Annotated in this window: 9 protein-coding genes; 8 read left to right on the top strand and 1 reads right to left on the bottom strand. The window is 61.1% G+C overall.

Annotated features, from left to right (window positions below; all coding sequences use genetic code 11):
* Positions 1–69 precede the first annotated feature (69 nt).
* The 4 genes from LRL22_RS01995 (at position 70) to LRL22_RS01980 (ending at position 5284) form a co-directional block, all read left to right on the top strand.
* A complete protein-coding gene (locus LRL22_RS01995) occupies positions 70–996 on the top strand; it encodes a cation diffusion facilitator family transporter (RefSeq protein WP_270904587.1) in 927 nt (308 codons plus the stop codon).
* Positions 997–1296: 300 nt separating this feature from the next.
* A complete protein-coding gene (locus LRL22_RS01990; RefSeq protein WP_270904586.1) occupies positions 1297–2832 on the top strand; it encodes a TerC family protein in 1536 nt (511 codons plus the stop codon).
* Positions 2833–3028: 196 nt separating this feature from the next.
* The gene (locus LRL22_RS01985) at positions 3029–4150 is read left to right on the top strand and encodes an alkene reductase (RefSeq protein ID WP_270904585.1); all 1122 of its coding nucleotides are present in this window, start codon (positions 3029–3031) and stop codon (positions 4148–4150) included.
* Between the two features lie 147 nt (positions 4151–4297).
* Positions 4298–5284: a zinc-binding dehydrogenase gene (locus LRL22_RS01980; RefSeq protein ID WP_270904584.1), complete on the top strand. Its 987-nt coding sequence runs from the start codon at positions 4298–4300 to the stop codon at positions 5282–5284.
* A 112-nt stretch (positions 5285–5396) separates the two neighbouring features.
* On the opposite strand, the gene LRL22_RS01975 is transcribed toward LRL22_RS01980, so the two are convergent.
* Positions 5397–6461, bottom strand: coding sequence for an adenosine deaminase (locus tag LRL22_RS01975; RefSeq protein WP_270904583.1), 1065 nt, complete (start codon positions 6459–6461; stop codon positions 5397–5399).
* A gap of 197 nt (positions 6462–6658) precedes the next feature.
* On the opposite strand from LRL22_RS01975, the gene LRL22_RS01970 reads away from it, so the two are divergent.
* From LRL22_RS01970 to asnB, 4 genes are all read left to right on the top strand, one after another.
* Positions 6659–7408, top strand: a complete 750-nt coding sequence (locus LRL22_RS01970; protein ID WP_139405489.1) for an HAD-IIA family hydrolase — start codon at positions 6659–6661, stop codon at positions 7406–7408.
* Between the two features lie 51 nt (positions 7409–7459).
* Positions 7460–9034 (top strand): cation:proton antiporter family protein, encoded by a 1575-nt coding sequence (locus tag LRL22_RS01965; RefSeq protein WP_270904582.1) that lies wholly within the window; start codon positions 7460–7462, stop codon positions 9032–9034.
* 130 nt (positions 9035–9164) lie between these two features.
* Positions 9165–9533 (top strand): cupin domain-containing protein, encoded by a 369-nt coding sequence (locus LRL22_RS01960; protein ID WP_270904581.1) that lies wholly within the window; start codon positions 9165–9167, stop codon positions 9531–9533.
* Positions 9534–9725: 192 nt separating this feature from the next.
* Positions 9726–11390, top strand: a complete 1665-nt coding sequence (asnB, locus tag LRL22_RS01955) for an asparagine synthase B (RefSeq protein WP_005352808.1) — start codon at positions 9726–9728, stop codon at positions 11388–11390.
* Positions 11391–11485 lie beyond the last annotated feature (95 nt).

Here is an 11485-nt window from a genome sequence, read left to right as displayed (position 1 = left end):
AGCGGGCAGTATATCAGCTAGAAAACCCCTTGCGCGTAGCAATATTAACCATTTGAAAGGAGGACTTTTATGGCTCACCACAGCCATGTTATCAGTACGCTGGTCACCACAGAGAAGCAGGCACTCACCCTGTCGCTGTTTGGCTGCATCACTTTCGCCATCTTCGGCATCAGCTACGGCCTCTTCGTCGGTTCCAACGCCATCATGCTCGATGGTATCTTTACCCTGTTCAGCATGGGCATGACAGGCCTCGGTCTTGTTACCGCCTATCTCGTTACCCGCCCTTCCGATGCGCGCTTCCAGTACGGCTATGCCCACTTCGAGCCCATCACCAACGTCATCAATGGCGCCATTATCTTGCTGCTCTGTCTCGGCGCCCTCTATAGCGGCATCACCACCCTGCTGGATGGCGGACGGGAGATCGATCTCGGCCACGCCCTCATCTATGCCGCCGTCTCCACCTTCTTCTGCGCCATCATCTATCGCATCGAAGCCCAGGTCGCCGAGCAGGTAGACTCCGAGCTGGTGCGGGTCGACTCCAAAGAGTGGCTGGTGGATACCCTGCTCAGCGCCACCCTGCTTATCGGTTTCGTGGTCGCCATTGGCCTTGATGCCATCGGCTACGGCCAATACAACCGCTACATAGACCCGGTGCTGGTCTCGCTGCTGGCCCTCTGCGCCACCCTCATTCCCATCAAGGTGCTCGGCCGCAACCTGCGGGAAGTGTTGAAGATCGCCCCCAAGGGGGATGTGCCACGGCAAGTCGAGCAGGAGATCGAGGCGCTGCGCCAGCGCCACGGCATCGAGTGCTACAGCCATCTGGCCAAAAGCGGTCGCCGCTTCGATCTGGAATTGAACATTCTGGTGGCGCCGGGTCAAGAGTGGCCCGTCGAGCGTCAGGATGCCCTGCGTCAGGAGCTCTGGTCCCGCCTCGGCGATACCCTGGGGGATGCCTGGCTCTCGGTCTGTTTCACCCGCGAAAAGCGCTGGTTGTAACGACCGCACGGGGGAGCGTGGCACGGCCTCCTCCCCTGTCGCATCACAACCCCATCACGCCCCGCTGACGCTGCTCTTGCCAAATTGGCGCCAGCCGCTATCATCAGGGCTCATTTTTCACCCGAGGTTTTATTGCCCATCATGGACAATCCCCGAAGTTGCCCTTCGTCTCTCTCTGTCAAAGCCTATCTTTTTCTGCTTAATCAGCGCCTCTGAATAACACCTTTGCCTTGCTGTTACTGCGGCCATCGTGCGCCGTGATCACTGTTTGCTCTGTCTGTTTTTATTGAGGTCGTCACAATGGAATTGCTGCTGGATCCCCATATCTGGATCGGTCTGTTTACCCTGATCATTCTGGAAATCGTGCTGGGGATCGACAACCTGGTCTTTATCGCCATTCTGGTGAAAAAACTGCCTCCCGCCCAGCGGGACAAGGCACGCGTCATCGGCCTGTCGCTGGCCCTGCTGATGCGACTTGGACTTCTGAGCGTCATGTCATGGCTGGTCACCCTGACCACCCCGATTTTGCACCTGTGGGATCACCCCTTCTCCGGTCGGGACCTGATCCTGATGGGGGGCGGCCTGTTCCTGCTGTTCAAGGCCACCTCCGAGCTACATGAGCGGCTGGAAGCCAAACCCCAGGATGATGGCCCGGTCGGCGCCTACGCCAGCTTCGGCGTGGTGATCGCCCAAATTCTGGTGCTCGATGCGGTCTTCTCGCTCGACTCCATCATCACCGCCGTCGGCATGGTGGAACACCTCGGCGTGATGATGGCCGCCGTGACCATCGCCATGGTGGTGATGGTGCTTGCCTCCAAACCGCTGACCCGTTTCGTCAACGCCCACCCCACCGTGGTGGTGCTCTGTCTGAGCTTCCTGCTGATGATCGGCTTCAGCCTGGTGGCGGAAGGGTTCGGTTTCCACATTCCGAAGGGCTACCTCTACGCAGCCATCGGCTTCTCGGTGCTGATCGAGTTTTTCAACCAGCTGGCCCAGCGCAGCGCCATGCGTCACGAATCCAAGCTGCCCCTGCGTGAGCGCACCACCGCCGCCATCTTCAAATTGATGGGGAGCAAGGCGTATCAGGACAGACCGGATGACGATCTGGATGCCGCACCTGCCGAACCGCTCAGCTTTGGCGAGGAGGAGCGCTATATGGTGACCGGCGTGCTGTCGCTGGCCGAGCGCTCCATTCGCACCATCATGACCCCGCGCTCGGAGATGGCCTGGATCGATATCAACGACTCCAGCGACGAGATCCGCGCCCTGCTGCAGCGCGAGCCCCACAGCCTGTTCCCTATCTGTGACGGGGATCTGGACGAGGTGATCGGAGTGGTCAAGGCGCGCGATCTGCTGTTTGCCTTGAACGAAGGGCAATCCTTGAGCGAACTGGCCAAGCAGAACGATCCCATAATCGTGCCGCAGACCATCAACGTGATCCGCCTGCTGGCGGAGCTGCGCAAAGCCAAGGGGAGCCTTATTCTGGTCTCCGACGAGTTTGGCGTCATTCAGGGGCTGGTCACCACCCACGACCTGCTGGAGGCCATCGTCGGCGAACTGCCGGACGAGGACGAAACCCCGGATATCGTGCGCGATGGCGAAGGGTGGCTGATCAACGGCAGCACCAACATCCACCATGTGGAGCAGGTGCTGGAGTACGAGGGGCTGGTGAGCGAGAGCGATGAATACGTGACCCTGGCGGGCATGCTGCTCTCCCACTTCGGCACTCTGCCCACCCCGGGCCAGCAGTTGCAACTGCAGCAGCTCAACTTCGAGGTGATCGAGGTGAGCGAGCGGCGCATCGAGCGGGTGAAAGTGATGCCCGCCGCTGCTTGAGCCTGCCACCAGCAGAAAATAGAAGAGGGCCAGACGGCCCTCTTTTTTATGCTTCAACTTTATGCCTCAACGCCTTCTTTCCCGGCGGTTTGTGCTGATTGCTGCATCAAGCACAATTCTCTTGTGCAATTACCCCTCTTTTTCACAACAAGATGGCGGCATAAAGTGGCCTCACTTCCACCATGAGGAACTCAAGATGAGCCACGATCACCTGTTCTGCCCGCTGCGCCTCGGCCAGCTGCACCTTGCCAACCGCATCGTCATGCCCCCCATGACCCGCTCCCGTGCCAGTCAACCCGGTGATGTGGCCAACGCCATGATGGCCAGCTACTACGCCCAGCGCGCCGAGGCGGGCCTGATCATCAGCGAAGGCACCCAAATCGACCCCATGGGCAAGGGCTATGCCTGGACGCCGGGGATCTACAGCGCCGAGCAGATCGCTGGCTGGAAAGGGGTGACCGATGCCGTGCACGCCAAGGGGGGCACCATCTTCGCCCAGCTCTGGCACGTGGGCCGCGTCACCCATCCGGATAACATCGGCGGTGCCCAGCCCATCTCCGCTTCAGCCCTGCCCGCAGTGGGCGTCAAGGTGTTCGTCGATAACGGCAGCGATGCGCCGGGCTTTGTCGAGACCGTCACCCCGCGCGCCATGACTAAGGCCGATATCGATGCAGTGGTGGGCCAGTTCCGTCAGGCGGCCCGCAACGCCATCAGCGCCGGTTTTGACGGCATCGAGCTGCACGCCGCCAACGGTTATCTCATCAACCAGTTCCTCGACTCCGAATCCAACGCCCGCACCGACAGTTACGGCGGATCGCTGGAAAACCGGTTGCGCTTCCTCAAAGAGGTGACCGAGGCGGTCTGCAGCGAAATCGGCGCCGACCGGGTCGGGGTGCGTCTTGCGCCGCTCACCACCCTCAACGGCACAGTCGATGCCAATCCGCAGGAGACCTATCTGGCGGCCGCTCGTCTGCTGGGCCAGCTCAACGTGGTCTACCTGCACATTGCCGAGGCGGACTGGGACGATGCCCCCCTGATGCCGGAGCACTTCAAGCAGGGTCTGCGGGATGCCTTCCCCAACACCCTGATCTATGCCGGCAAATATGATGGCGAGCGGGCTCGCGCCGCCCTCGAAGCCGGCTGGGCCGACATGATTGGCTTTGGCCGCCCCTTCGTCGCCAACCCGGATCTGCCGAACCGTCTGCGTCACGGCTATCCACTGGCCCCCCACGATCCGGCCACCCTGTTTGGCGGCGGCGAAAAAGGGCTGACAGACTACCCCGTCTATCAGGCCGAGGACACAACAACCAGCCGCTGATTGCCGATGGCCAACCGGCCACGTAAAGCAGGCCCCACAGGTTGGGGCCTGCCGTATTGTTGCGCATTAGCAACAGTGATATGACTGACCGAATCACTGTTGCAATGATCTCGTTGTTCTCTCCCCTCGCTTTCACAAGGAGTCATCATGAATCACACCCAAGCCTGGTGCTGGCATGCCCCCGGTGAACCGACCCAGCTTACCCTCGTCGACCTGCCCCTGGCACCGCTCGCCCCTGACGAGGTACTGGTGGCAAACCGGGTTATCGCCTTCAATCCGGTGGACTGGAAGCTGATCGAGTATGGCCACTCCAACTGGCAGGATGGTCAGGTGCCCGGCGTCGATGGCATGGGCACTATCGTGGCCCTCGGCGCCAACGTCAGCCATCTGCGCCTCGGTGCCCGGGTCGCCTATCACACCGACCTGCGCCACCACGGCAGCTTTGCCCGCCACACCCGGGTACCAGCCCGCGCCCTGCTGCCAGTGCCCGATGCCCTGAGTGACGAGGCGGCCTCCGCCCTGCCCTGTCCCGGCCTCACCGCGTGGCAGGCGCTGGCCAAGCTGCCGCGCCTGCACGGGGAAGCACTGCTCATCACCGGTGCTGGCAGCAGCGTCGGCCGCTTTGCGGTACAGCTCGCCCTCAAGCAAGGAGCGCGAGTCTTTGCCAGCGCCAGCCCACGCCACCATCACTGGCTCAAACAGATCGGTGTGCAGGGTGTAGCCGATTATCGGGATCCCGACTGGCTGGCCACCTTGCAGACTGCCAACGGCAACGAGCCGTTCGAGGGGATCATCGATCTGGTCTCCAGCCAACAGGCAGAGAGCCTGCTGCCTGCCCTTGGCTACTACGGTCACATGGTGACTGTGCTCGGGCGCATCCCGCACAATCCGTTGCCCGCCTTTAGCCATTGCCACTCATTGCACGAGATTGCGCTGGGCGCCCAGCACGCCTTTGGCTCGGACAAACAGTGGAGCCGACTGGTGGCCGCCGGTGTCGCCATGATGGAGCAGATGGTGAGCGGCGAGCTGACCCTACCGCCGCTGGTGGTGGGCGACTTCGAGGCGCTGCCCACCCTGCTCGAGCGCTTCAAGCGCGAAGGACAGGGTGAGAAGTTTCTGGTGCGAGTGGCGTAACACTGCCTTCCCCGGCAACCACACCAGCCTTTGAAAGATGAGAGGCCCGCCAGTGATGGCGGGCCTCTCTTTATATCCACTGCATATCATCTCGACTTCATTGGCGCCTGACTCAATGCAGGATCACCCCGTGAGTCTCGGCATAACTGCGGATCTCCCGGGTCAGCCGCGCCTTGTCGGCCAGAGAGAGCCAGCTCGCCTCAACGGCATTGAGCGACAAGCGGCAGAGCTGACTCATGGTCGCGCCAAGGCCATCGGCCAGCGCCGCAAAGTTGGCATTCATATAGCCGCCAAAGTAGGCGGGATCGTCCGAGTTGATGGTGACGCAGATCCCCTGCTCCAGCAGTCGCAACACATTGTGCTGGGCCATATTGCCGAACACCTTGAGCCGGGTGTTGGAGAGGGGGCAGACGGTAAGTGGCAGCCTAGTATCGGCCAGATAGCGCAGCAACTCGGGATCGTCTGCCGAACGCACCCCGTGATCGATGCGGCATACCTGCAGCTCGTTGATCGCCTGCCAGATGTAGTCGGCAGGCCCCTCTTCACCGGCATGGGCCACCACCGGCAGCCCCAGCTCGCGGCATTTGGCAAAGACCCGGGCAAATTTAGTGGGCGGATTGCCCCTCTCCCCGGAGTCGAGGCCGATGCCGTGAATGCGCGACAGGAAAGGCATAGCCTCTGCCAACATCGCAAAGGCCTCCTCCTCGCTGAGGTGGCGCAAAAAGCTCATGATAAGGCGCCAGCTGATGCCAAACTCCTTCTCCCCGGTCTGCAGCGCCCGCTCGATGCCGCCCAGCACAGTAGCAAAGGGGACGCCGCGGGCGGTATGGGTCTGCGGGTCAAAGAAGACCTCCACATGCACCACCTTGTCGGCGGCGCAACGCTCAAGATAGGCCCAGGTGAGGTCGAAGAAGTCCTGCTCGGTCACCAGCACGCTGGCGCCGCGATAGTAGAGGTCGAGAAAGGATTGCAGGCAGTCAAAGTCATAGGCGGCGCGCACGCTGGCCACGTCGGGCCAGGGCAGTAGCACGCCGTTGCGGCGGCCCAGCTCAAACATCAGCTCGGGTTCGAGGCTGCCCTCGATATGCAGGTGCAGCTCCAGTTTCGGCAGTCCGGCGATAAATTGCGCGGCGGTGAGGTGTTCGGGTGTGACTGGCTTGGGAATCGGGGTGTCCATGGCAACGGCTCCATCAGCAAAGTGATCCGGCGTCAGCCCCTCCACCAGACTGACCCGACGGCAGCTTTATTGTGCACCGAAGTGGCGAGACAGGGGAGACTTGTCATCAAACAGACTTATAATGGCGTCACAAAAATCATAAATGATTGAACATCTTAACGATTGGCGGCTCGCCTGCGCCCTGACAAGGAGTTTTCATGAAGAAGAACGTCATCTGCGATATCGACGGTGTCATCCTGCACAACAACGATCTCATCCCCGGTGCCGACCGTTTCGTCCATCGCCTGCTGGAGCAGGGCAGCAAGCTCTTGTTCCTCACCAACTACCCGGCGCAGACCCAGAAGGATCTGCAAAACCGCTTCCGCTCCGCCGGGATCGACGTGCCGGAGGAGTGCTTCTATACCTCCGCCATGGGCACCGCCGACTTCCTCAAGCGTCAGGATGGCAAGAAGGCCTATGTGATCGGTGAAGGGGCGCTGACCCACGAGCTCTACAAGGCCGGTTTCACCATCACCGACATAGACCCGGACTTCGTGGTGGTTGGCGAGACCCGCAACTACAACTGGACCATGATGCAACAGGGGGCCAAGTTCGTCGATCAGGGGGCCCGTTTTATCGCCACCAACCCCGATACCCACGGCCCCATGATGCACCCGGCCTGCGGCGCCCTGTGCGCCCCCATCGAGCGGATGACCGGCAAGAAGCCGTTCTATGTCGGCAAGCCCAGCGCCTGGATCATTCGTGCGGCGCTCAACCGGATGGAGGCCCATTCCGACGACACCATCATCATCGGCGACAACCTGCGCACCGACATTCTGGCGGGCTTTCAGGCCGGTCTCGAGACAGTGCTGGTGCTCTCCGGGGTGAGCAAGGTCGCCGATATCGACCGCATGCCGTTTCGGCCGAACCATATTTTCGACTCCGTGGTCGACATCGATATCGTCTGATACCCAAGGATTTAAACAGGGCAGGTCTCCCCTGCCCCAGCTGGACCTGTTATGGAACCCATTCTCATCGCCGTGGCCTTTGGCTGCGGCATGGTAGTCAATCTGATTGGCCTGCCCCCCCTGCTCGGCTTTCTGGCCGCCGGTTTTATCCTCAACGGCATGGGATATGAAAATACCCCCGCCCTGAGCGAGGTGGCCGATCTCGGCGTCACCCTGCTGCTGTTCACCATCGGTCTCAAGCTCAATATCAAGACCCTGATGCGGCGCGATGTGTGGGGCACTACCAGCCTGCACCTGCTGCTCTCCACTCTGCTCTTTACCGTAGTTCTGCTGGTCTGCAAGGGACTGGGGCTTGAACTTGCCCTCTCGCTGGACTGGAAGCTGGCGCTGCTGCTGGGTTTTGCCCTCTCCTTCTCCAGCACCGTCTTTGCGGTCAAGGTGCTGGAAGATCGCAGCGACATGAACGCCCTCTACGCCCGCATCGCCATCGGTGTGCTGGTGATGCAGGATGTATTCGCAGTGGCGTTTCTGGCCTTCTCCAGCGGCAAATGGCCCAGTATCTGGGCACTCTGGGTGCTGGGGCTGCCGCTGCTACGCCCGCTGCTGTTCAAGCTCTTGGAGCGGGCCGGTCACGGCGAGCTGCAGGTGCTGTTCGGAGTCTTTCTGGCGCTGGTGGTCGGGGCCGCCGGTTTTGAAGTGGTTGGCCTCAAGCCGGATCTGGGAGCCCTCATCATTGGCATGCTGCTCGCCTCCCATCCTGCCGCAGCTGGGCTGGCCAAGGCGCTCTTCAACCTCAAAGACCTGTTTCTTATCTGCTTCTTCCTCACCATCGGCCTCAACGGTCTGCCGACCCACGACACCATGTTGCTGGCGCTGGCGCTGGTGCTGGCCCTGCCGCTCAAAAGCGCGCTCTACTATCTGGTCTACAGCGGCGCACACCTGCGAGTACGCACCGCGCTGCTCTCTACCCTGGCGCTCACCAACTTCTCGGAGTTTGGCCTGATCGTCGCGGCTATCGCCGCCAAGGCGGGCTGGATCTCCCACGAGTGGCTGGTGGCGGTCTCGCTGGCACTGGCGGCCAGCTTTATGATCTCCGCCCCGCTCAATGCCCAGAGCGAACGTATTTATCACCGCATCGGCCACTGGCTGCGAGGATTGCAGGCGAGCAACCTCCATCCGGAAGACAGACCCATCGAGCTTGGCGATGCGGAGGTGATCATCCTCGGCATGGGACGGATCGGTCAGGGGGCCTACTTCGAGCTGGAGAACAAGTACGGCAACGTCATCCTCGGGGTGGAGAACGACAGCGAGAAGCTGCCGACCCTGCGCGCCCAGGGGATGAACGTCATCGAGGGGGATGCCACCGATACCGACTTCTGGGACAAGGTGCTGCTCTCCAATCAGGTCAATCTGGTGCTGCTGGCCATGCCCCACCACTCGGGGAATCTCTACGCCATCGAGAAGCTGCGCAGCCACGGTTTTGCCGGCAAGATAGCCGCCATCGTTCGCTTCGAGGATGATATCGCCTCCCTCAAGGAGCAGGGGGTGGATGCAGTGTTCAACGTCTACAACGAAGCAGGCAGCGGCTTTGCCCGCCATGTGATCCGCCGCTTGCAGCCGCTCTGAGTCGTCGCCCAGCAGCCCTTGGCAAGGGAATGCGCATCGTTTAAGTTATGCACAACCTCGTTTAATAAAACGAACAAACGCGGGGCCGGGATGGCCCCGCGTTCCTATCTGCCGAAGCCAAGGAGGCACCATGAAGACCCTCAACGACTGGATTTTGCCGGACCGCCACGAGGCGGCCCCAACCCCGCTGATGCCCGCCCCCGAGCGCATTAAAGCGGGCAACCCGGCGCAAACGGTGTGGAACCACTACTCCGACCCAAGCCAGCAGTTTCACGTGGGCTTCTGGGCTTGCGAGCCCGGCCGCTGGGCCATTAACTACACCGAGCACGAGTATTGCCAACTGCTGGAGGGGGATGTGGTGATCCATGACAGTGAGGGCGGCCAGCTTGCTCTCAAACCCGGCGATCAATTCGTGATTCCGGCAGGCTTTGTTGGCGAGTGGGAGACCCTCACCCCCTGTCGCAAGGTCTATGTCATCTTCGAACCCGCCTCGACTTGACGTTCACGTCACCCTGCCCCGTTGCAGCAACCCTTATCCTGTTGATCTGCTTGACGCTTACGGCATGATTTTCTGCGGTTTTCCCGCTTGCAAAAGGTTTTTCCGCTAGGCATTGTGTCTGACGAGGAATGTAAATGGAATTTCGAGCCCAAACGTGGGGGGCTCATATAAAAATCAAGAGGATTACCGCCAATGTGTTCAATTTTCGGCATTCTGGATATCAAGTCCGATGCAGTCGCCCTGCGCAAATCGGCGCTGGAGATGTCCAAGCGACTTCGTCACCGCGGGCCTGACTGGTCCGGCGTCTACAGCTCCGACAAAGCCATCCTGGTGCACGAGCGTCTGGCCATCGTCGATCCGGGCAATGGCGCCCAGCCACTCTACAACCCCGAGCGCACCCATGTGCTGGCGGTCAATGGCGAGATCTACAACCACAAAGAGCTGGAGAAAACCCTCAAGGTCGACTTCCAGTTCCAGACCAAATCCGACTGTGAAGTGCTGCTCGCTCTCTACAAGGAGAAGGGCCCGGCGTTTCTCGACGATCTCAACGGCATCTTTGCCTTCATCCTTTATGACGCCGAACAGGATGCCTACCTGATTGGTCGCGACCACATGGGGATCATCCCCCTCTATACCGGCCGCGACGAGCACGGCAACTTCTATGTCGCCTCCGAGATGAAGGCGCTGGTGCCGGTCTGCAAGAGCGTCGAAACCTTCCCGCCGGGACACTACCTGTGGAGCAAGGATGGCGAGCTCAAACAGTGGTACAAGCGCGACTGGATGGAGTACGCCGCGGTCGAGCACAATGTCAGTGACAAGGCCGAGCTGAAAGCCGCGCTGGAAGCCGCTGTCAAGCGCCAGCTGATGTGTGACGTGCCCTATGGCGTGCTGCTCTCCGGCGGGCTGGACTCCTCCGTTATCTCCGCCATTACCAAACTCTATGCGGCGCGCCGCATCGAGGACGATGGCAAGAGCGAAGCCTGGTGGCCGCAACTGCACTCCTTCGCCGTCGGTCTGGAAGGGTCGCCGGATCTCGCCGCCGCCCGCAAGGTGGCTGACCATCTGGGCACCATCCACCACCAGATCCACTTCACCGTGCAGGAGGGTTTGGATGCCCTGCGCGACGTCATCTATCACCTCGAGACCTATGACGTCACCACCATCCGCGCCTCCACGCCCATGTATCTGATGGCCCGCTACATCAAGGCGATGGGGATCAAGATGGTGCTCTCCGGCGAAGGCTCCGACGAGCTGTTCGGTGGCTACCTCTACTTCCACAAGGCGCCCAACGCCCGCGAGTTCCACGAAGAGAACGTGCGCAAGCTCGCCTCTTTGCACCTCTATGACTGCCTGCGCGCCAACAAATCGATGGCCGCCTGGGGTGTCGAGGGTCGCGTGCCCTTCCTAGACAAGGAGTTCATGGACGTGGCGATGCGCCTGCAACCTGCCGACAAGATGTGCGGCAAGGGCAAGATCGAGAAGCACATCCTGCGCGAAGCGTTCGAGGATCTGCTGCCCCACGAAGTGGCATGGCGCCAGAAGGAGCAGTTCTCCGACGGCGTAGGTTATTCGTGGATCGACAGCCTGAAAGCCATGGTGGAACAGGAAGTGACGGATCAGATGTTCGAGGCGGCCGCATTCCGCTTCCCCATCAACACCCCGCTCACCAAGGAAGCCTACTTCTACCGCGCCATCTTCGACGAGCACTTCCCGCTGGAAGCCGCCGCCCGTACCGTGCCCTACGGCAAGTCGGTCGCCTGCTCCACCCCCACCGCGCTGGAGTGGGATGCCAAGTTCAAGGAGATGGCCGACCCGTCAGGCCGCGCCGTGATGGATGTGCACCAGCAAGGCTACTAAGCCCGAACGGGTTCACCCGAGCGGATAACGCCAGATAGCAAAAAGCCCTTCACCATGGTGAAGGGCTTTTTCATCTCCCCATTTCCACGCCCGCC

It is taken from the genome of Aeromonas sp. PI_26, assembly GCF_027854445.1.
Taxonomy (GTDB): Bacteria; Pseudomonadota; Gammaproteobacteria; order Enterobacterales; family Aeromonadaceae; genus Aeromonas; species Aeromonas veronii.
The sequence above is the reverse complement of the archived record's forward strand: the minus strand, read 5'-3'. Positions and strand labels throughout refer to the sequence as shown.